The sequence below is a fragment of the Streptococcus pluranimalium genome (genome assembly GCF_047785705.1).
Classification (GTDB): domain Bacteria; phylum Bacillota; class Bacilli; order Lactobacillales; family Streptococcaceae; genus Streptococcus; species Streptococcus pluranimalium_A.
On record NZ_JBLOJV010000030.1, the window covers coordinates 1 to 18,166 of the forward strand.

The following is an 18,166-nucleotide window of genomic DNA, read 5'->3' on the forward strand; positions in this document are numbered from 1 at the left end:
AACTTTTTTCTAAAAAGCGAGAAATGTTCTTGCATCCTATCTTGGATTTTGGTATGATGGTATGGTGCTGTAAAAAACAGCCTTAGCTATGAGACAAGAGGTTGCGACACGCTCGGTTGCATTGCCACGCAACAAGTGTTGGTTTTCTTGAGGAGCTAGCCTATTACTTTAAATAGACGAAAAAGGAGAAAAAGATGGCAAACAAAAAAATCCGTATCCGTTTGAAAGCATACGAACACCGTACACTTGATACAGCGGCAGAAAAAATCGTTGAAACTGCAACACGTACAGGTGCTACTGTAGCTGGACCAGTTCCACTTCCAACAGAGCGTAGCCTTTATACTATTATCCGTGCAACGCACAAATATAAAGACTCTCGTGAACAATTTGAAATGCGTACTCATAAACGTCTGATTGACATTGTGAACCCAACTCAAAAAACAGTTGATGCTTTGATGAAGTTGGATCTTCCAAGTGGTGTTAACGTAGAAATCAAACTGTAATTAAGCAGGATTGTGCAAGTGCAGTTAGTGTTTGATAAAAATTGAACACGAGCTAAATTCTACATGAAAAAGCTAAATCTTCCTTGAAACTGAAGTTTCTGTGTGTCGGATTTTCTGTTTTTATTTTGAGTTTGACGCTTTTTGTATCTTGCTTTTGAGCACAAAAAACGCTCGTTAAAAACTTTTTTGAGCACGAAAAACGCTCATAAAAAACTTTTTAAAACAATTAAACTATAAGAAAAGGAATTATTTTCTCATGACAAAAGGAATCTTAGGGAAAAAAGTGGGAATGACTCAAATCTTCACTGAATCAGGTGAATTTATCCCTGTTACTGTCATTGAAGCAACTCCAAACGTTGTGCTTCAAGTGAAAACTGTTGAAACAGATGGTTATGAAGCTGTTCAAGTTGGTTTTGATGACAAACGTGAAGTATTGAGTAACAAACCTGCCAAAGGTCACGTAGCGAAAGCTAATACGGCTCCTAAGCGCTTCATTCGTGAATTCAAAAACATTGAAGGCTTGGAAGTTGGTTCAGAAATCACTGTAGAAACATTCGAGGCTGGTGATGTTGTTGATGTCACTGGTACAACTAAAGGTAAAGGATTCCAGGGTGTTATCAAACGCCATGGTCAATCACGTGGTCCAATGGCTCACGGTTCTCGTTACCACCGTCGTCCAGGTTCAATGGGACCTGTTGCGCCTAACCGTGTTTTCAAAAACAAACACTTGGCAGGACGCATGGGTGGCAACCGTGTAACGATTCAAAACCTTGAAATCGTTCAAGTTGTCCCAGAGAAAAACGTTATCCTTATCAAAGGTAACGTACCAGGTGCTAAGAAATCTCTTATCACTATCAAATCAGCAGTTAAAGCTGCTAAATAATAAGAAAGGAGAACACAGTTAAAATGGCAAACGTTAAATTATTTGACCAAACTGGTAAAGAAGTGAGTTCTGTAGAACTTAACGACGCAATCTTTGGTATTGAGCCAAACGAATCAGTTGTCTTTGATGTTGTTATCAGCCAACGTGCGAGCCTTCGCCAAGGTACTCACGCGGTTAAAAACCGCTCTGCGGTATCAGGTGGTGGACGTAAACCATGGCGCCAAAAAGGAACTGGACGTGCGCGTCAAGGTTCTATCCGTTCACCACAATGGCGTGGTGGTGGTGTTGTCTTTGGGCCAACTCCTCGTTCATACGGATACAAACTTCCGCAAAAAGTTCGTCGCCTTGCCTTGAAATCAGTTCTTTCATCTAAAGTAGCTGACGAAAAATTTGTAGCTGTTGAAGCTCTTTCATTTGCAGCTCCAAAAACTGCTGAATTTGCTAAAGTTCTTTCAGCACTTAGCATCGACTCAAAAGTACTTGTGATCGTTGAAGAAGGAAACATATTTGCTGAACTTTCAGCTCGTAACCTTAAAAACGTTAAAGTTGCAACAGCAACCACTGCAAGTGTTCTTGATATCGTAAACGCAGATACACTTCTTGTTACTAAAGAAGCAATCTCTACAATTGAGGAGGTTCTTGCATAATGAATTTGTATGACGTCATCAAAAAGCCTGTCATTACTGAAAAGTCAATGCTCGATCTTGAAGCAGGTAAATACACTTTTGAAGTTGATACACGTGCACACAAACTGTTGATCAAACAAGCTATTGAAGCCGCGTTTGAAGGTGTTAAAGTGGCAAGTGTTAACACTGTATCGGTAAAACCAAAAGCAAAACGCGTTGGTCGCTACAGAGGGTTCACTTCAAAAACAAAGAAAGCTATCGTCACGCTTGCAGCTGATTCAAAAGCTATTGAGTTGTTTGCAGCTGAAGCAGAATAATCTAAGGAGGAATTAACGTGGGTATTAAAGTTTATAAACCAACGACAAATGGCCGTCGTAACATGACTTCTTTGGATTTTGCAGAAATCACAACAAGCACACCTGAGAAATCATTGCTTGTTTCTCTTAAAAACAAAGCTGGTCGTAACAATAACGGTCGCATCACGGTTCGTCACCAAGGTGGTGGTCACAAACGTCATTATCGTGTGATTGATTTCAAACGTAACAAAGATAACGTTGAAGCGATTGTTAAGACAATCGAATACGATCCAAACCGTACGGCTAACATCGCCCTTGTGCACTACATTGACGGTGTTAAAGCCTACATCATCGCACCTAAAGGTCTTCAAGTAGGTCAACGTATTGTATCTGGACCAGAAGCTGATATTAAAGTCGGAAATGCACTTCCGCTTGCTAATATCCCAGTTGGTACTGTGGTTCATAACATTGAGCTTAAACCAGGTCGAGGTGCGGAGTTGATCCGTGCTGCAGGTTCATCTGCTCAAGTGCTTGGTCAAGAAGGTAAATATGTCCTTGTTCGCTTGCAATCAGGTGAAGTTCGTATGATTCTTGGAACTTGTCGTGCAACAATCGGTACGGTAGGTAACGAGCAACAATCACTTGTTAACATTGGTAAAGCAGGACGTAACCGTTGGAAAGGTATCCGCCCAACAGTTCGTGGTTCTGTAATGAACCCTAACGATCACCCACACGGTGGTGGTGAAGGTAAAGCACCAGTTGGACGTAAAGCGCCATCTACTCCATGGGGTAAACCTGCGCTTGGTCTTAAAACACGTAACAAAAAAGCAAAATCTGACAAACTTATCATTCGTCGTCGTAACGAAAAATAAGCTCTTTCAGGCTAGCTAACAAAAGCATCCGCCAACTCGGTAGCCCGCCAAGCGGGCAAGCCGTTGTGGTACTTAATTTAAAGGAGAATACTACAAAATGGGACGTAGTCTTAAAAAAGGACCTTTCGTCGATGAGCATTTGATGAAAAAAGTTGAAGCTCAAGCTAATGACGAAAAGAAAAAAGTTATCAAAACTTGGTCACGTCGTTCAACGATTTTTCCAAGTTTCATCGGTTATACCATCGCAGTTTATGATGGACGTAAACATGTTCCTGTTTACATCCAAGAAGACATGGTAGGTCACAAACTTGGTGAATTTGCACCAACGCGTACTTACAAAGGTCACGCTGCAGACGATAAGAAAACACGTAGATAAGGAGAACATTAATGATGGCAGAAATGACTTCAGCTAAAGCAATGGCTCGTACAGTTCGTGTTTCACCTCGTAAAACTCGTCTTGTCTTGGATAATATCCGTGGCAAAAACGTAGCCGATGCAATCGCAATCTTGAAATTTACTCCGAACAAAGCCGCTCGTGTTATTGAAAAAACCCTTAACTCAGCGATTGCTAACGCAGAGAACAACTTTGGTTTGGAAAAAGCTAACTTGGTAGTATCTGAAACATTCGCAAACGAAGGACCAACAATGAAACGTTTCCGTCCACGTGCGAAAGGTTCAGCATCACCAATCAACAAACGCACAACTCACGTCACAGTAGTTGTGTCAGAAAAATAAGGAGGTAAACTCGTGGGTCAAAAAGTACATCCAATTGGTATGCGTGTCGGAATCATCCGTGACTGGGATGCGAAATGGTATGCTGAAAAAGAATACGCGGATTACCTTCATGAAGATCTTAAAATTCGCAAATTCATCAATAAAGAATTAGCAGACGCTTCTGTTTCAACAATCGAAATTGAACGCGCTGTAAACAAAGTTATTGTGTCACTTCATACTGCAAAACCAGGTATGGTTATCGGTAAAGGTGGGTCAAACGTTGACACACTTCGTGCGCAACTTAACAAAATGACTGGAAAACAAGTCCACATCAACATCATCGAGATCAAATCTCCAGATTTGGATGCTCACCTTGTTGGTGAAAATATTGCTCGCCAGCTTGAGCAACGTGTTGCTTTCCGTCGTGCTCAAAAACAAGCTATCCAACGTACAATGCGTGCGGGTGCTAAAGGGATCAAGACTCAGGTGTCTGGTCGTTTGAATGGTGCAGATATTGCCCGTGCAGAAGGCTACTCAGAAGGAACTGTTCCACTTCACACGCTTCGTGCAGATATTGATTATGCTTGGGAAGAGGCTGATACGACTTACGGTAAACTAGGTGTTAAAGTTTGGATTTACCGTGGGGAAGTTCTTCCAGCTCGTAAAAACACCAAAGGAGGCAAATAACCAATGTTAGTACCTAAACGTGTTAAACACCGTCGTGAATTCCGTGGAAAAATGCGCGGTGAAGCAAAAGGTGGAAAACAAGTAGACTTTGGTGAATACGGTCTCCAAGCTACTACAAGCTCATGGATTACAAACCGCCAAATCGAAGCTGCCCGTATCGCGATGACGCGTTACATGAAACGTGGTGGTAAAGTTTGGATTAAAATCTTCCCACACAAATCATACACTGAAAAAGCTATCGGTGTGCGTATGGGATCTGGTAAAGGTGCTCCTGCAGGTTGGGTATCACCAGTAAAACGTGGTAAAGTCATGTTTGAAATCGCGGGTGTTTCTGAAGCAGTAGCGCGCGAAGCATTTCGTCTTGCTGGCCACAAATTACCAGTTAAAGTAAAATTCGTAAAACGTGAAGCAGAATAAGGAGAGCACATGAAACTTCAAGAAATTAAAGATTTTGTAAAAGAGCTTCGTGGACTTTCTCAAGAAGAACTTGCTAAGAAAGAAAGCGAACTGAAAAAAGAACTTTTTGATCTTCGTTTCCAAGCTGCGGCAGGTCAACTTGATCAAACTGCTCGTTTGAACGAAGTTAAAAAACAAATTGCACGTGTTAAAACTGTGCAATCTGAAATGAAATAATAGATTGGGAAAGGAGAAATCTTATAATGGAACGTAATCAACGTAAAACACTTGTTGGTCGTGTAGTATCAGACAAGATGGATAAAACAATCACTGTTGTAGTTGAAACGAAACGTAACCACCCAGTCTATGGTAAACGTATCAACTATTCTAAAAAATACAAAGCACATGATGAAAACAACGTTGCAAAAGAAGGCGACAAAGTTCGCATCATGGAAACTCGTCCATTGTCAGCTACAAAACGTTTCCGTCTTGTAGAGGTTGTGGAAGAAGCTGTTATTATCTAATCAAACTAAAAGGAGAAAATTGAAATGATTCAACAAGAAACTCGCTTGAAAGTTGCTGATAATAGCGGTGCTCGTGAGATCTTGACTATCAAAGTACTTGGTGGTTCAGGACGTAAATTTGCTAACATCGGTGACGTTATCGTTGCTTCTGTCAAACAAGCTACACCAGGTGGCGCTGTTAAAAAAGGTGATGTTGTAAAAGCTGTTATCGTTCGTACAAAAACTGGTGCCCGCCGTCCAGACGGTTCATACATCAAATTTGACGAAAATGCAGCAGTCATCATCCGTGATGACAAAACGCCTCGTGGAACGCGTATCTTTGGCCCTGTTGCACGTGAATTGCGTGAGGGTGGCTACATGAAGATTGTGTCACTTGCACCAGAAGTACTTTAATCTTAACAAAACAAACTAAGTCCCCTAGGATTCCCTAGGGTGTCCCTTTAGGGCGTAAGAAATAATAGGAGAAAAACTCAAATGTTTGTCAAAAAAGGCGACAAAGTTCGCGTTATTGCTGGTAAGGACAAAGGTGTAGAAGCTGTCGTTCTTAAAGCACTTCCAAAAGTAAATAAAGTTGTTGTTGAAGGTGTTGGTATTGTTAAAAAACACCAACGTCCAAACAATGAAAACCCTCAAGGTGCCATCGTAGAGATGGAAGCACCAATCCACGCATCAAACGTTCAAGTTCTTGACAAAAACGGTGTTGCTGGACGTGTTGGTTACAAAGTTGTTGATGGCAAAAAAGTTCGTTACAACAAAAAATCAGGCGAAGTTCTTGATTAATCACGAAGGAAAGGAGAAGCATAAATGGCAAATCGTTTAAAAGAAAAATACACTAACGAAGTAATTCCTGCATTGACAGAGACATTTAACTATTCATCAGTGATGGCTGTGCCTAAGGTTGAGAAAATCGTTCTTAACATGGGTGTTGGTGATGCTGTAAACAACGCAAAAAACCTTGAAAAAGCTGCTGCTGAGTTGGCAATTATCTCAGGTCAAAAACCACTTATTACTAAAGCTAAGAAATCAATCGCTGGCTTCCGTCTTCGTGAAGGTGTCGCTATCGGTGCTAAAGTAACTCTTCGTGGCGAACGCATGTATGAGTTCCTTGACAAATTGGTTTCAGTTTCACTTCCACGTGTTCGTGACTTCCATGGTGTTCCAACAAAATCATTTGACGGACGTGGAAACTACACACTTGGTGTGAAAGAACAATTGATCTTCCCAGAAATTAACTTTGATGATGTTGATAAAGTTCGTGGTATGGATATTGTTATCGTAACAACAGCGAACTCTGATGAAGAAGGTCGTGAATTGCTTAAAGGCCTAGGTATGCCTTTTGCAAAATAATTTAGGAGGCAAATAAATTGGCTAAAAAATCGATGATTGCTAAGAACAAACGCCCTGCGAAGTTCTCTACGCAAGCTTATACTCGTTGCGAAAAATGTGGACGTCCACATTCCGTTTACCGCAAATTCCAACTTTGCCGTGTTTGCTTCCGTGAATTGGCTTACAAAGGTCAAATTCCTGGAGTTACTAAGGCTTCTTGGTAAAATAAGATGTGAGCGCGTTAAGCAACCATAGCAAAGATAGGAGATTTGATGAAGAAGGTTACTTCTAGGAAAATCTATATTCTTTGCAAAAGTTGTAGCTCGAGCTCAGTTATTCATGGTGCTATATCGTAGCTCATGTTCAAATGAACGTATCATATTTTCAAGACGTTAACCCCAATGATTAACTAGCAAGTGCAGCTGCAAACTACTAGTAAGAGGAGAAAATTTAAAATGGTTATGACTGACCCAATCGCAGACTTTTTGACACGTATTCGTAACGCTAACCAAGCAAAACACGAAGTGCTTGAAGCACCTGCATCAAACATTAAAAAAGGGATTGCTGAAATCCTGAAACGCGAAGGTTTTGTAAAAAACATCGAAATTATTGAAGATGACAAGCAAGGTATCATCCGTGTTTTCCTTAAATACGGACAAAATGGTGAGCGCGTTATCACAAACTTGAAACGTATTTCAAAACCAGGTCTTCGTGTTTACTCAAAACGTGAAGATGTTCCTAAAGTAATTAACGGACTTGGGATCGCGATTCTTTCAACATCAGAAGGTCTTTTGACAGACAAAGAAGCTCGTCAAAAGAACGTTGGTGGCGAAGTTCTTGCTTACGTTTGGTAACATCATGATGCAAAGAGCGTCGTGGGCAAAGTGACAATAGAAAATCTGACGACGAGTGCTTGGGCTCTAGGCAGATTTGTCTTTTTCACACAGATCACAGCTCGTGCTCAAATCAGCAAACAAACTCAAAAGACTGATAACAGTCACCCCGTGAAAACTAGTCGCTAAGCGGCTTGACAATCTAACAGGAGAATTTAAATACTATGTCACGTATTGGTAATAAAGTGATCTCATTGCCTGCTGGTGTTGAAATCAGCAACAAAGACAATGTTGTTACTGTAAAAGGCCCTAAGGGCGAACTCACTCGTGAGTTTAACAAAAACATTGAAATCAAAGTTGATGGATCTGAAGTAACGCTTCACCGTCCAAACGACTCTAAAGAAATGAAGACAATCCACGGAACATCACGTGCTAACTTGAATAACATGGTTGTTGGTGTTTCTGAAGGTTTCAAAAAAGAACTTGAAATGCGTGGGGTTGGTTACCGTGCACAACTTCAAGGTTCAAAGCTGGTTCTTTCAGTCGGTAAATCTCACCAAGACGAAGTTGAAGCACCAGAAGGAATCACCTTCACTGTAGCTAACCCAACGTCAATCGCCGTTGAAGGCATCAATAAAGAAGTCGTTGGTCAAACAGCTGCTTACATCCGTAGCCTTCGTTCACCAGAACCTTATAAAGGTAAAGGTATTCGCTACGTTGGTGAATTTGTACGCCGTAAAGAAGGTAAAACAGGTAAATAATAACCTTATGGTCATCAGGAGAATCATTTTCCTGATACCCAAAAGGCTATGTCCCTACTTTGTCTAGGACAAAAAATAATCATAAATTAAGAGGTGAAAATTGTGATTTCGAAACCAGATAAAAACAAACTCCGCCAAAAACGCCATCGTCGCGTTCGCGGAAAACTCTCTGGAACTGCTGATCGCCCACGTTTGAACATCTATCGTTCTAATACAGGCATCTACGCTCAAGTAATTGATGACGTAGCGGGTGTAACGCTCGCAAGTGCATCAACTCTTGATAAAGACGTTTCAAAAGGTACTAAAACCGAGCAAGCTGTTGTTGTCGGTAAACTTGTTGCTGAACGCGCAGTCGCTAAAGGTATTTCAGAAGTGGTGTTTGACCGCGGTGGATATCTCTATCACGGACGTGTAAAAGCTTTGGCTGATTCAGCTCGTGAAAACGGATTGAAATTCTAATAGGGAGGACACTAGATAATGGCATTTAAAGATAATGCAGTAGAACTTGAAGAACGCGTAGTTGCTATCAACCGTGTTACTAAAGTTGTTAAAGGTGGACGCAATATGCGTTTTGCTGCACTTGTTGTTGTTGGTGACCGTAATGGTCGCGTAGGATTTGGCACTGGTAAATCTCAAGAGGTTCCAGAAGCAATCCGTAAAGCTGTAGAAGCAGCTAAAAAGAACATGATTGAAGTACCTATGGTTGGTACAACAATTCCTCACGAAGTTTTCTCAAACTATGGTGGAGCGAAAGTGTTGTTAAAACCAGCTGTTGAGGGTGCTGGTGTTGCCGCTGGTGGTGCTGTTCGTGCTGTCATCGAATTGGCAGGTGTTGCTGATATTACATCTAAATCATTAGGTTCAAACACACCAATCAACATCGTACGTGCTACTGTTGAAGGTTTGAAACAACTAAAACGCGCTGAAGAAGTTGCAGAACTTCGTGGCGTATCAGTATCTGATTTAGCATAAGAAAGGAGATATCATGGCTCAAATTAAAATTACTTTGACTAAGTCTCCAATCGGTCGTAAACCAGAACAACGTAAAACAGTTGTTGCCCTTGGACTTGGTAAATTGAATTCATCAGTTATTAAAGAAGATAACGCAGCTATCCGTGGAATGGTTACGGCGATCTCTCATTTGGTAACCGTTGAAGACGTCAACTAATCAATCATATAATCGTATTAGGTTGAAAAAGTAATCCAGCCTAATCTTAATAAGTATAGGCGAGTTTTAGTGAGGAGTCCTTTCCCCTCATTGAGGCGTTAGCATTGTACAAAAAAGGAGAAAAAAATGAAACTTCATGAATTAAAACCTGCAGAAGGTTCTCGTAAAGTCCGTAACCGTGTAGGTCGTGGAACATCATCTGGTAATGGTAAAACATCTGGACGTGGACAAAAAGGTCAAAAAGCTCGTAGTGGTGGTGGCGTTCGTCTAGGTTTTGAAGGTGGACAAACACCATTGTTCCGTCGTCTTCCAAAACGTGGATTCACTAACATCAACGCGAAAGAATACGCACTTGTTAGCCTTGAAGCCTTGAATATTTTTAAAGACGGTACAGAAGTATCACCATCAGTGCTTAAAAATGCAGGTGTGATTAAGTCTGAAAAATCAGGAGTTAAAATCCTTGCCAATGGTGAGCTTACTAAGAAATTGGACGTTAAGGCGTCTAAATTCTCAAAAGCAGCGGAAACAGCTATCCTTGAAAAAGGTGGTTCTGCTGAAATCATCTAATGAGTCTGATCCTCATTATGTTCGCATGAATCATAGGAGTAACTCATTATGTTTTTCAAAATTTTAAAAGAAGCTCTCAAACTTAAAAATGTAAGACGAAAAATCGGCTTTACCCTATTTATCTTACTTGTTTTCAGACTTGGTACACAAATCACTGTTCCTGGGATCAATGCAAAAAGTTTAGAACAACTGGCTGATTTGCCATTTCTAAATCTCTTAAACTTAGTTTCAGGGAATGCGCTTAGCTCATTCTCAGTCTTTGCCTTGGGAGTCAGTCCTTATATCACAGCTTCCATTATTGTTCAGCTCCTTCAGATGGATATCTTGCCACAGTTTGTCGAGTGGGGCAAGCAAGGTGAAGTTGGGCGTCGAAAACTTAACCAAGCAACGAGGTATATCTCGCTGGTGTTGGCTTTTGTCCAGTCTATCGGTATCACAGCAGGCTTTAATGCCCTCTCAAGTGTTCAATTAGTCACAACACCAACTTGGCAGACTTATGTCATTATCGGTCTGATCTTGACGGCTGGTAGTGTCATTGTGACTTGGCTGGGTGAGCTGATTTCTGACAAAGGTTTTGGAAATGGCGTGTCCATGATTATCTTTTCAGGGATCATTGCCTCAATTCCTAGAGCCATTTCGTCTATACGCGAAGATTACTTTGTCAATATCAAAGCAAGTGAGCATACGGACTCTTGGATTTTTGTGGGATTATTAGTATTAGCAGTTTTGTTAATCATTTTCTTCACAACATTTGTCCAACAAGCTGAATATAAAATTCCGATTCAATACACGAAACTCGCTCAAGGAGCTCCAACCAGTTCCTATCTCCCTTTGAAAGTGAATCCCGCCGGTGTTATTCCCGTTATTTTTGCTAGTTCTATCACGGCAGCACCGAGCTCCATCTTAGCGTTTTTCCAAAATAGTCATCGCGATATACCGTGGTTAACAACCGTCCAAAATCTATTTTCTTACCAGACACCAGCTGGTATGGGGATCTATGCTTTGTTGATTATTCTCTTTTCGTTTTTCTATACTTTTGTTCAAGTAAACCCTGAAAAAACGGCAGAGAACTTACAAAAAAATGGTTCTTATATACCTAGGGTTCGACCTGGTAGAGAGACAGAGATTTACATGTCATCATTGTTGAAGAAATTAGCGACAGTGGGTGCCGTATTCTTAGCGGTTATTTCACTCATTCCGATTTTAGCACAGCAATTCTTTGACCTGTCATCGACAGTCGCTTTGGGTGGTACCAGTTTGTTGATTTTGATTTCAACAGGTATCGAAAGCATGAAACAACTTGAAGGCTATTTATTGAAAAAGAAATATGTCGGCTTTATGAATACAAAATAGAGTATAGGTTGACCTGGTCAACCTTCTATTTTGTTTTTAAATAAGTCTGTCTATGGGAGGCAGATTTATTTGAAAACAAAACGACTTAGAAACTGATGTTTTCTAAGCATTATCTTATAAAGGAGAATCATATGTATCTTTTAATCATGGGCTTGCCCGGTGCTGGTAAAGGAACTCAAGCAGCAAAGATCGTTGATGCTTATGGAGTATCGCATATTTCGACAGGAGATATGTTTCGAGCAGCGATGAAAAATCAAACTCAGATGGGGAAACTTGCCAAGTCTTACATTGACAAAGGTGAGTTGGTTCCTGATGAGGTTACCAATGGTATTGTCAAAGAGCGCCTGGCAGAGTCAGATATTAAAGAAAATGGCTTTTTATTGGATGGTTACCCACGGACTATCGACCAAGCAAAGGCATTGGATCAGATTTTAACAGATCTTGACTTGTCACTGGATGGCGTGATTAATATTGATGTTAATCCAGATAGCTTGATTGAACGCTTGAGTGGTCGCATTATCCATAAGGAGACTGGAGAGACTTTTCATAAAATCTTCAACCCACCAGCAGGCGATTACAATCAAGACGATTACTATCAGCGTGAAGATGACAAACCAGAGACAGTCAAACGCCGCTTAGATGTCAACATCGCTCAAGGACAGCCGATTTTAGATTACTACCGTGAAAAAGACTTAGTGACTGATATTGAAGGCAATCAAGAAATTGATCAAGTCTTTGAAGATGTCAAAAAAGCGATTGATAACATCAAATAATGGCATCAAACGACTTGCTATAAAGGCTAACTTATGTTAAAATAGGCTAGTCTGACTTATAATTGTTACCTCTGTTTTAGAGGGAATCAAATCGAAATTTAGAGGGGGACTTTTGCGTGGCAAAAGAAGACGTGATTGAAATTGAGGGTAAGGTTATTGAAACCATGCCCAATGCTATGTTTACAGTTGAATTAGAAAATGGACACCAAATTTTAGCAACTGTTTCTGGAAAAATCCGCAAAAATTACATTCGAATTTTAGTTGGTGACCGTGTGACAGTTGAGATGAGTCCATACGATTTGACACGTGGACGAATCACCTACCGCTTTAAATAATCGAAATAATTGGAGGGATAGAACATGAAGGTAAGACCATCGGTTAAACCAATTTGCGAACACTGTAAAGTGATTCGTCGTAATGGCCGTGTTATGGTAATTTGTCCAACAAATCCAAAACACAAACAACGTCAAGGATAATTTAGAAAGGAGAACAAATGGCTCGTATTGCTGGAGTTGATATTCCAAATGATAAACGCGTAGTAATTTCACTTACTTATGTATATGGAATCGGATTAACAACATCTCAAAAAATCTTGGCTGCAGCTGGTGTATCAGAAGACATCCGTGTTAAAGACTTAACACCAGACCAAGAAGATGCTATCCGTCGTGAAGTTGATGCAATTAAAGTTGAAGGAGACCTTCGTCGTGAGGTTAACTTGAACATCAAACGCTTGATGGAAATCGGTTCATACCGTGGAATCCGTCACCGCCGTGGACTTCCTGTCCGTGGACAAAACACCAAAAACAATGCCCGTACTCGTAAAGGTAAAGCTGTTGCGATTGCAGGTAAGAAAAAATAAAATAGGAGGTAAAAAAATTGGCTAAACCAACACGTAAACGTCGTGTGAAAAAGAATATCGAGTCAGGTATTGCTCACATTCACGCTACATTTAACAACACTATTGTTATGATTACAGATGTGCACGGTAACGCTCTTGCTTGGTCATCAGCTGGTGCTCTTGGTTTCAAAGGTTCTCGTAAATCAACACCTTTTGCTGCACAAATGGCTTCAGAAGCAGCTGCTAAATCAGCTCAAGAACACGGTTTAAAAACAGTTGAAGTAACTGTAAAAGGCCCAGGTTCTGGTCGTGAGTCAGCTATTCGTGCACTTGCCGCAGCTGGTCTTGAAGTGACTGCCATCCGCGATGTTACTCCTGTACCACATAATGGTGCTCGTCCTCCAAAACGTCGTCGTGTGTAATCATTAACCATATAGTACACAGATTCGTTTCGAGGGGTAAATAAATGATTGAGTTTGAAAAACCAACAATAACAAAAATTGATGAAACTAAAGATTATGGTAAGTTTGTCATCGAGCCACTTGAACGTGGTTACGGAACAACTCTAGGGAACTCTCTTCGTCGTGTGCTTTTATCATCTCTTCCGGGTGCTGCGGTTACCTCTATAAAGATTGATGGAGTGCTTCACGAGTTTGATACCGTACCTGGAGTACGCGAAGATGTTATGCAGATTATTCTTAACATCAAAGGACTTGCTGTAAAATCTTATGTCGAAGAAGACAAAACAATTGAGCTTGATATTCAAGGTCCAGCCGAAGTAACTGCTGGAGACATCTTGACAGATAGCGACATTGAGATTGTTAACTCAGATCATTATCTGTTTACAATCGCTGAAGGGTCATCCTTTAAAGCTAGCATGACAGTTGCTACTAATCGTGGTTATGTCGCTGCAGAAGGCAATAAAAAAGACGATGCTCCCGTAGGCACACTGGCTGTAGATTCCATTTACACCCCAGTCAAACAAGTTAACTATCAAGTAGAGCCTGCACGTGTAGGGAGTAATGATGGCTTTGATAAGTTAACCATTGAAATCATGACAAATGGCACAGTCATCCCTGAAGATGCACTAGGTCTATCTGCTCGTGTACTGATTGAACACTTAAATCTCTTTACAGATTTGACAGAAGTTGCCAAGGCTACTGATGTGATGAAAGAGACTGAAACGGTTCAAGAAGAGCAAGTGCTAGACCGTATCATTGAGGAGCTTGATTTGTCCGTTCGTTCTTACAACTGCTTGAAACGTGCAGGAATCAATACTGTGCAAGATTTGACAGATAAGACCGAACCAGAAATGATGAAAGTCCGTAACCTTGGTCGTAAGAGCCTTGAAGAAGTTAAAATCAAATTGGCAGATCTAGGTCTCGGACTCAAAAACGATAAATAATATAGGAGGATAACATGGCTTACCGTAAACTAGGACGCACTAGCTCACAACGTAAAGCAATGTTGCGTGATTTAACAACAGATCTTTTGATCAATGAATCAATCGTAACGACCGAGGCTCGTGCTAAAGAAATTCGTAAAACCGTTGAAAAAATGATTACTCTTGGTAAACGTGGTGATTTGCATGCCCGTCGTCAAGCAGCAGCATTTGTTCGTAACGAAGTAGCATCAGAAAACTATGACGAAGCAACTGATAAATACACATCAACAACTGCTCTTCAAAAATTGTTCTCTGAATTAGCGCCACGCTACGCAGAACGTAACGGTGGATACACCCGTATCCTTAAAACAGAACCACGCCGTGGCGATGCTGCCCCAATGGCAATCATCGAACTTGTTTAATATCATCAATTTTGTTGAGTGTTATGATGATGGAAGAAATATCTTCTTAGTCTAGCTCTGGTCTACCGCTGAGGAAATCTTCTCAGCGGGAACACTCATCATATGGTAAAAAGCATACGCTTGTTTACGCCATGTCTCTAAAGCCTTAGAAGCATGCCGTAAGCAGGCGTTTTTTAATCACCAAAAATAGACGAGACGGGGCTGTCAAAGATGAAACTAAAGTTCATAAAGTCCATGACCGATCGTTTTGATTTTCGGTTACCCTATCTATCTCATTATGGTAAAATAGATGTATAAGAAAGGTTAATACAATGCCATTTTATTTTGATCCTAAAAAATTTCGCCTAGGGATGAGAACCGTTAAAACGGGACTATCTGTCTTTATTGTGCTATTATTATACAAGTTTATTGATTGGGGAGGCCTTCAAATTGCAGCCCTATCAGCAGTTTTTAGTCTGCGTGAGGATTTTGGTAAAAGCGTTCATTTTGGCTCGTCCAGGATTTTTGGGAATGCGATTGGAGGCTGTTATGCCCTGCTATTCTTTATTCTAAAAGACGTCTTTGCCCATCAATTCTGGGTAACCCTGTTACTGATTCCCATCTTTACAGTCTTGACCATCATGACAAATGTTTCGTTTAACAACACACCAGGTGTCATCAGTGGTGTGGCTACCATGCTCATCATCTCTCTCTCTGTACCCGCAGGTGACTCCATCCTTTATGCCCTGACACGGATTTTTGAGACTTTTATCGGTGTTTTTGTGGCAATCCTGGTCAATACAGATCTCAATAAACTGCGAAAATGGTTGCGACAGCTAAAATCATAAGAAAATCACATCCCATCCTCCAAATGTCTAATAGCAACCCTGATAACTAGCTCTGCCAAACCTAATGTCTGTCAGAGACTTGCTTATCTCATCTCGACTTCAAGGACACACCCTTCTTATGTCACAAAATGTAACATAGAACCTTGACAGCCTAATGATTTCAGACTATAATGTAACAGAAAGGGGTCAATATGAAGAACAAAGAGCTTAGACGAAGTATGGCAGTTTTTCCAATGGGAACAGTGATGAAACTGACTGATTTAACTGCTAGACAGATTCGTTATTACGAAGATCAAGGGTTGATCAATCCAGAGAGAACCCCAGGTAATCGTCGCATGTATTCTCTCAATGACATGGATTATTTGTTAGAAATCAAAGACTTTATCGATGAAGGACTGACCATTGCTGCCATCAAGCACCAATACGCAGAGCGTCAAGAGGCTAAGCAATCTCAACAAAGACCTTTGACAGATGCCGATGTTCGACGGATTCTTCATGATGAATTGCTGAATCAAGGAGGCTTTCATCAACCTTCGCCTCATTTTAACCATTTTCAATCGGGATCGATTCGTAAGTAGCCTTCCATAAGCTAAAAAGGAGTTTAAATGGCAATCACAGTAGCTGATATCAAAAAAGACATTGTAGATAAAAATGTCACCTTTCTACGCCTTATGTTTACCGACATTCTAGGAACAATGAAAAACGTGGAAATCCCTGTCACCGATGAGCAGATAGACAAAGTCTTTTCTAATAAGGCCATGTTTGACGGCTCATCCATAGAAGGATTTGTACGGATCAATGAGTCTGACATGTATCTCTACCCAGACCTGGAGACTTGGATCGTCTTTCCTTGGGGAGATGAGAATGGGGCAGTAGCTGGTCTTATCTGTGACATTTACACACCAGAAGGGCTTCCCTTTGCAGGAGATCCACGTGGCAACCTCAAGCGCTCTTTGACACACATGAAAGAAGCTGGTTTCAAGTCCTTTAACCTTGGGCCAGAGCCTGAGTTTTTTCTGTTTAAACTCAATGACAAAGGCGAACCAACCCTTGATGCGAATGACAAGGGAGGGTATTTTGACCTAGCACCGACCGATCTGGCAGATAATACCCGTCGTGAAATCGTCAATGTGCTAACCAAAATGAACTTTGAAGTCGAAGCCAGCCACCACGAAGTTGCTGTCGGTCAACATGAGATAGACTTTAAGTACAGCGATGTTTTAGAGGCTTGTGATAAAATTCAGATCTTTAAGTTAGTGGTCAAGACCATCGCACGTAAGCACGACTTACACGCCACCTTTATGGCAAAACCCAAATATGGCATCGCTGGCTCAGGCATGCACTGCAACATGTCTCTCTTTGATCAGGATGGCAACAACGCCTTCTTTGACCCAAAGGACAAAAAGGGCATGCAACTCTCACAAACAGCCTATTATTTCTTAGGAGGCTTGATGAAGCATGCCTATAACTACACAGCCATCATGAACCCAACCGTAAACTCCTACAAGCGCTTAGTCCCTGGCTATGAAGCCCCTGTTTACATCGCATGGGCTGGCCGAAATCGCTCACCCTTAATCCGCGTTCCAGCCTCGCGTGGCATGAGCACCCGCTTGGAGTTACGATCGGTAGACCCAACAGCCAATCCTTATCTGGCCATGACCGTGCTCTTAGAGGCAGGGCTTGATGGTATTGAAAATCAGATAGATGCCCCAGCCCCGGTCGAGTCCAATATCTATGCCATGTCTGCTGATGAGCGCAAAGAAGCAGGTATCAAAGACCTCCCATCCACCCTCCACAATGCCATCAAAGCCCTCTTAAAAGACGACGTCGTCAAAGACGCTCTTGGTGAGCATATCACGACCAACTTTGTCGAAGCCAAACGCCTAGAGTGGTCAAGCTACGCCACCTTCGTCTCCCAGTGGGAAGTGGAAAACTACTTAGACCTATACTAACCCTCTGAAAAACTCGTTTTTAAGCATTTTTGGCAAAATCATCACTACCAAGAGGCGAGCACTGATCAAAAAACGATCGCTCAATCTAAAAAGCATAGTAAGTGTCTAGAGTTTTGGGAAACGAAAAATTAAATACCTTATAGCCTAAAAGAACGAGAAAATCGTTCTCTTTTTTCGTTTCTGAAATAAATGAGAGGAGGAGTTTTATCAAGACGTTACCAGGTCTTTATGACCTTATCTTGAAAGATGGCCTGCATCGATACAAGTACAAAAACAGCCACTTGAGACCAGTTGGTGAAAATACTTCAGAGAAAAAGAAAGGTGCTATCTTTGCCTTTGCTAGTAAGGAACATATGGTGGCTGCACGTGGTCTGGTCATTACCTCGCTGGAAACCATTGTAAGCGCCCCATAACAAGGTACCTATTCAATCATTCACTCCTCCAGTATACTGTTATTAGAA

General features: G+C 41.2%; 33 protein-coding genes. All 33 read left to right on the forward strand.

Annotation, left to right across the window (positions count from 1 at the left end; all coding sequences use genetic code 11):
• The first annotated feature begins 194 nt into the window (after positions 1-194).
• Positions 195-503, forward strand: coding sequence for a 30S ribosomal protein S10 (rpsJ, locus tag ACMZ6Z_RS07300; RefSeq protein ID WP_003046044.1), 309 nt, complete (start codon positions 195-197; stop codon positions 501-503).
• A 256-nt stretch (positions 504-759) separates the two neighbouring features.
• Entirely contained in the window at positions 760-1,386 is a 627-nt protein-coding gene (gene rplC / locus ACMZ6Z_RS07305; RefSeq protein ID WP_416131917.1) for a 50S ribosomal protein L3, read from the forward strand.
• Between the two features lie 23 nt (positions 1,387-1,409).
• Positions 1,410-2,033 carry a 50S ribosomal protein L4 gene (rplD, locus tag ACMZ6Z_RS07310; protein ID WP_416131918.1) on the forward strand — a complete coding sequence of 208 codons (624 nt, stop codon included), beginning with the start codon at positions 1,410-1,412 and terminating at the stop codon, positions 2,031-2,033.
• Positions 2,033-2,329: a 50S ribosomal protein L23 gene (locus tag ACMZ6Z_RS07315; protein ID WP_416131919.1), complete on the forward strand. Its 297-nt coding sequence runs from the start codon at positions 2,033-2,035 to the stop codon at positions 2,327-2,329. The genes rplD and ACMZ6Z_RS07315 overlap by 1 nt, the downstream gene beginning before the upstream one ends.
• A 17-nt stretch (positions 2,330-2,346) precedes the next feature.
• Positions 2,347-3,180, forward strand: coding sequence for a 50S ribosomal protein L2 (gene rplB, locus ACMZ6Z_RS07320; RefSeq protein ID WP_416131920.1), 834 nt, complete (start codon positions 2,347-2,349; stop codon positions 3,178-3,180).
• Positions 3,181-3,277: 97 nt separating this feature from the next.
• A complete protein-coding gene (gene rpsS, locus ACMZ6Z_RS07325; RefSeq protein ID WP_000533765.1) occupies positions 3,278-3,556 on the forward strand; it encodes a 30S ribosomal protein S19 in 279 nt (92 codons plus the stop codon).
• A 14-nt stretch (positions 3,557-3,570) separates the two neighbouring features.
• Positions 3,571-3,915 (forward strand): 50S ribosomal protein L22, encoded by a 345-nt coding sequence (rplV, locus tag ACMZ6Z_RS07330; RefSeq protein ID WP_416131940.1) that lies wholly within the window; start codon positions 3,571-3,573, stop codon positions 3,913-3,915.
• Between the two features lie 12 nt (positions 3,916-3,927).
• On the forward strand, positions 3,928-4,581 hold the full coding sequence (gene rpsC / locus ACMZ6Z_RS07335) for a 30S ribosomal protein S3 (protein ID WP_416131921.1): 654 nt from the start codon (positions 3,928-3,930) through the stop codon (positions 4,579-4,581).
• 3 nt (positions 4,582-4,584) lie between these two features.
• Positions 4,585-4,998 carry a 50S ribosomal protein L16 gene (rplP, locus tag ACMZ6Z_RS07340; protein WP_416131922.1) on the forward strand — a complete coding sequence of 138 codons (414 nt, stop codon included), beginning with the start codon at positions 4,585-4,587 and terminating at the stop codon, positions 4,996-4,998.
• Positions 4,999-5,007: 9 nt separating this feature from the next.
• Entirely contained in the window at positions 5,008-5,214 is a 207-nt protein-coding gene (gene rpmC / locus ACMZ6Z_RS07345) for a 50S ribosomal protein L29 (protein ID WP_416131923.1), read from the forward strand.
• A 26-nt stretch (positions 5,215-5,240) separates the two neighbouring features.
• A complete protein-coding gene (gene rpsQ, locus ACMZ6Z_RS07350) occupies positions 5,241-5,501 on the forward strand; it encodes a 30S ribosomal protein S17 (protein WP_017768919.1) in 261 nt (86 codons plus the stop codon).
• Positions 5,502-5,525: 24 nt separating this feature from the next.
• Positions 5,526-5,894 carry a 50S ribosomal protein L14 gene (gene rplN, locus ACMZ6Z_RS07355; protein ID WP_006740246.1) on the forward strand — a complete coding sequence of 123 codons (369 nt, stop codon included), beginning with the start codon at positions 5,526-5,528 and terminating at the stop codon, positions 5,892-5,894.
• 81 nt (positions 5,895-5,975) lie between these two features.
• Positions 5,976-6,281: a 50S ribosomal protein L24 gene (rplX, locus tag ACMZ6Z_RS07360; RefSeq protein ID WP_416131924.1), complete on the forward strand. Its 306-nt coding sequence runs from the start codon at positions 5,976-5,978 to the stop codon at positions 6,279-6,281.
• A 24-nt stretch (positions 6,282-6,305) separates the two neighbouring features.
• On the forward strand, positions 6,306-6,848 hold the full coding sequence (gene rplE, locus ACMZ6Z_RS07365; protein ID WP_416131925.1) for a 50S ribosomal protein L5: 543 nt from the start codon (positions 6,306-6,308) through the stop codon (positions 6,846-6,848).
• 17 nt (positions 6,849-6,865) lie between these two features.
• Positions 6,866-7,051, forward strand: coding sequence for a type Z 30S ribosomal protein S14 (locus tag ACMZ6Z_RS07370; protein ID WP_018380222.1), 186 nt, complete (start codon positions 6,866-6,868; stop codon positions 7,049-7,051).
• Positions 7,052-7,282: 231 nt separating this feature from the next.
• Complete coding sequence (gene rpsH / locus ACMZ6Z_RS07375) at positions 7,283-7,681, forward strand: 30S ribosomal protein S8 (protein WP_416131926.1); 399 nt, start codon at positions 7,283-7,285, stop codon at positions 7,679-7,681.
• Between the two features lie 203 nt (positions 7,682-7,884).
• Positions 7,885-8,421, forward strand: a complete 537-nt coding sequence (gene rplF, locus ACMZ6Z_RS07380; protein WP_416131927.1) for a 50S ribosomal protein L6 — start codon at positions 7,885-7,887, stop codon at positions 8,419-8,421.
• Between the two features lie 102 nt (positions 8,422-8,523).
• A complete protein-coding gene (gene rplR, locus ACMZ6Z_RS07385) occupies positions 8,524-8,880 on the forward strand; it encodes a 50S ribosomal protein L18 (RefSeq protein ID WP_017768912.1) in 357 nt (118 codons plus the stop codon).
• A gap of 18 nt (positions 8,881-8,898) precedes the next feature.
• On the forward strand, positions 8,899-9,393 hold the full coding sequence (gene rpsE, locus ACMZ6Z_RS07390) for a 30S ribosomal protein S5 (RefSeq protein WP_416131928.1): 495 nt from the start codon (positions 8,899-8,901) through the stop codon (positions 9,391-9,393).
• Between the two features lie 13 nt (positions 9,394-9,406).
• Complete coding sequence (gene rpmD / locus ACMZ6Z_RS07395; protein ID WP_416131929.1) at positions 9,407-9,589, forward strand: 50S ribosomal protein L30; 183 nt, start codon at positions 9,407-9,409, stop codon at positions 9,587-9,589.
• Positions 9,590-9,715: 126 nt separating this feature from the next.
• The gene (gene rplO, locus ACMZ6Z_RS07400; protein WP_416131930.1) at positions 9,716-10,156 is read left to right on the forward strand and encodes a 50S ribosomal protein L15; all 441 of its coding nucleotides are present in this window, start codon (positions 9,716-9,718) and stop codon (positions 10,154-10,156) included.
• Between the two features lie 48 nt (positions 10,157-10,204).
• Complete coding sequence (gene secY, locus ACMZ6Z_RS07405; protein WP_416131931.1) at positions 10,205-11,509, forward strand: preprotein translocase subunit SecY; 1,305 nt, start codon at positions 10,205-10,207, stop codon at positions 11,507-11,509.
• A gap of 131 nt (positions 11,510-11,640) precedes the next feature.
• On the forward strand, positions 11,641-12,282 hold the full coding sequence (locus ACMZ6Z_RS07410; RefSeq protein ID WP_416131932.1) for an adenylate kinase: 642 nt from the start codon (positions 11,641-11,643) through the stop codon (positions 12,280-12,282).
• A gap of 116 nt (positions 12,283-12,398) precedes the next feature.
• Positions 12,399-12,617, forward strand: a complete 219-nt coding sequence (infA, locus tag ACMZ6Z_RS07415; protein ID WP_259138799.1) for a translation initiation factor IF-1 — start codon at positions 12,399-12,401, stop codon at positions 12,615-12,617.
• A gap of 24 nt (positions 12,618-12,641) precedes the next feature.
• Positions 12,642-12,758, forward strand: coding sequence for a 50S ribosomal protein L36 (rpmJ, locus tag ACMZ6Z_RS07420; RefSeq protein WP_079268439.1), 117 nt, complete (start codon positions 12,642-12,644; stop codon positions 12,756-12,758).
• 17 nt (positions 12,759-12,775) lie between these two features.
• Positions 12,776-13,141, forward strand: coding sequence for a 30S ribosomal protein S13 (gene rpsM / locus ACMZ6Z_RS07425; RefSeq protein WP_416131933.1), 366 nt, complete (start codon positions 12,776-12,778; stop codon positions 13,139-13,141).
• A gap of 17 nt (positions 13,142-13,158) precedes the next feature.
• Positions 13,159-13,542 (forward strand): 30S ribosomal protein S11, encoded by a 384-nt coding sequence (rpsK, locus tag ACMZ6Z_RS07430; protein WP_018166218.1) that lies wholly within the window; start codon positions 13,159-13,161, stop codon positions 13,540-13,542.
• Between the two features lie 44 nt (positions 13,543-13,586).
• Positions 13,587-14,525: a DNA-directed RNA polymerase subunit alpha gene (locus tag ACMZ6Z_RS07435; RefSeq protein WP_416131934.1), complete on the forward strand. Its 939-nt coding sequence runs from the start codon at positions 13,587-13,589 to the stop codon at positions 14,523-14,525.
• Between the two features lie 14 nt (positions 14,526-14,539).
• Entirely contained in the window at positions 14,540-14,926 is a 387-nt protein-coding gene (gene rplQ, locus ACMZ6Z_RS07440) for a 50S ribosomal protein L17 (protein ID WP_416131935.1), read from the forward strand.
• Positions 14,927-15,237: 311 nt separating this feature from the next.
• Entirely contained in the window at positions 15,238-15,753 is a 516-nt protein-coding gene (locus tag ACMZ6Z_RS07445; RefSeq protein ID WP_416131936.1) for an FUSC family protein, read from the forward strand.
• Positions 15,754-15,944: 191 nt separating this feature from the next.
• Positions 15,945-16,331 (forward strand): MerR family transcriptional regulator, encoded by a 387-nt coding sequence (locus ACMZ6Z_RS07450; RefSeq protein ID WP_416131937.1) that lies wholly within the window; start codon positions 15,945-15,947, stop codon positions 16,329-16,331.
• 27 nt (positions 16,332-16,358) lie between these two features.
• Positions 16,359-17,705 (forward strand): glutamine synthetase family protein, encoded by a 1,347-nt coding sequence (locus ACMZ6Z_RS07455; RefSeq protein ID WP_416131938.1) that lies wholly within the window; start codon positions 16,359-16,361, stop codon positions 17,703-17,705.
• A 239-nt stretch (positions 17,706-17,944) separates the two neighbouring features.
• Positions 17,945-18,118 carry a hypothetical protein gene (locus ACMZ6Z_RS07460; RefSeq protein WP_416131939.1) on the forward strand — a complete coding sequence of 58 codons (174 nt, stop codon included), beginning with the start codon at positions 17,945-17,947 and terminating at the stop codon, positions 18,116-18,118.
• Positions 18,119-18,166: the final 48 nt, after the last annotated feature.

Coding starts and splice junctions, on each gene's coding strand:
- rpsJ (WP_003046044.1), top strand. CDS start 195: ATGGCAAACAAAAAAATCCGTATCCGTTTGAAAGCATACGAACACCGT.
- rplV (WP_416131940.1), top strand. CDS start 3,571: ATGGCAGAAATGACTTCAGCTAAAGCAATGGCTCGTACAGTTCGTGTT.
- ACMZ6Z_RS07410 (WP_416131932.1), top strand. CDS start 11,641: ATGTATCTTTTAATCATGGGCTTGCCCGGTGCTGGTAAAGGAACTCAA.
- rplN (WP_006740246.1), top strand. CDS start 5,526: ATGATTCAACAAGAAACTCGCTTGAAAGTTGCTGATAATAGCGGTGCT.
- rplX (WP_416131924.1), top strand. CDS start 5,976: ATGTTTGTCAAAAAAGGCGACAAAGTTCGCGTTATTGCTGGTAAGGAC.
- ACMZ6Z_RS07445 (WP_416131936.1), top strand. CDS start 15,238: ATGCCATTTTATTTTGATCCTAAAAAATTTCGCCTAGGGATGAGAACC.
- rpsH (WP_416131926.1), top strand. CDS start 7,283: ATGGTTATGACTGACCCAATCGCAGACTTTTTGACACGTATTCGTAAC.
- rpsM (WP_416131933.1), top strand. CDS start 12,776: ATGGCTCGTATTGCTGGAGTTGATATTCCAAATGATAAACGCGTAGTA.
- rplE (WP_416131925.1), top strand. CDS start 6,306: ATGGCAAATCGTTTAAAAGAAAAATACACTAACGAAGTAATTCCTGCA.
- rplC (WP_416131917.1), top strand. CDS start 760: ATGACAAAAGGAATCTTAGGGAAAAAAGTGGGAATGACTCAAATCTTC.
- secY (WP_416131931.1), top strand. CDS start 10,205: ATGTTTTTCAAAATTTTAAAAGAAGCTCTCAAACTTAAAAATGTAAGA.
- rplD (WP_416131918.1), top strand. CDS start 1,410: ATGGCAAACGTTAAATTATTTGACCAAACTGGTAAAGAAGTGAGTTCT.
- rpsE (WP_416131928.1), top strand. CDS start 8,899: ATGGCATTTAAAGATAATGCAGTAGAACTTGAAGAACGCGTAGTTGCT.
- ACMZ6Z_RS07450 (WP_416131937.1), top strand. CDS start 15,945: ATGAAGAACAAAGAGCTTAGACGAAGTATGGCAGTTTTTCCAATGGGA.
- rpmD (WP_416131929.1), top strand. CDS start 9,407: ATGGCTCAAATTAAAATTACTTTGACTAAGTCTCCAATCGGTCGTAAA.
- rplQ (WP_416131935.1), top strand. CDS start 14,540: ATGGCTTACCGTAAACTAGGACGCACTAGCTCACAACGTAAAGCAATG.
- rpmJ (WP_079268439.1), top strand. CDS start 12,642: ATGAAGGTAAGACCATCGGTTAAACCAATTTGCGAACACTGTAAAGTG.
- rplF (WP_416131927.1), top strand. CDS start 7,885: ATGTCACGTATTGGTAATAAAGTGATCTCATTGCCTGCTGGTGTTGAA.
- ACMZ6Z_RS07435 (WP_416131934.1), top strand. CDS start 13,587: ATGATTGAGTTTGAAAAACCAACAATAACAAAAATTGATGAAACTAAA.
- ACMZ6Z_RS07315 (WP_416131919.1), top strand. CDS start 2,033: ATGAATTTGTATGACGTCATCAAAAAGCCTGTCATTACTGAAAAGTCA.
- rpsQ (WP_017768919.1), top strand. CDS start 5,241: ATGGAACGTAATCAACGTAAAACACTTGTTGGTCGTGTAGTATCAGAC.
- rpmC (WP_416131923.1), top strand. CDS start 5,008: ATGAAACTTCAAGAAATTAAAGATTTTGTAAAAGAGCTTCGTGGACTT.
- rplP (WP_416131922.1), top strand. CDS start 4,585: ATGTTAGTACCTAAACGTGTTAAACACCGTCGTGAATTCCGTGGAAAA.
- rplO (WP_416131930.1), top strand. CDS start 9,716: ATGAAACTTCATGAATTAAAACCTGCAGAAGGTTCTCGTAAAGTCCGT.
- rpsS (WP_000533765.1), top strand. CDS start 3,278: ATGGGACGTAGTCTTAAAAAAGGACCTTTCGTCGATGAGCATTTGATG.
- ACMZ6Z_RS07455 (WP_416131938.1), top strand. CDS start 16,359: ATGGCAATCACAGTAGCTGATATCAAAAAAGACATTGTAGATAAAAAT.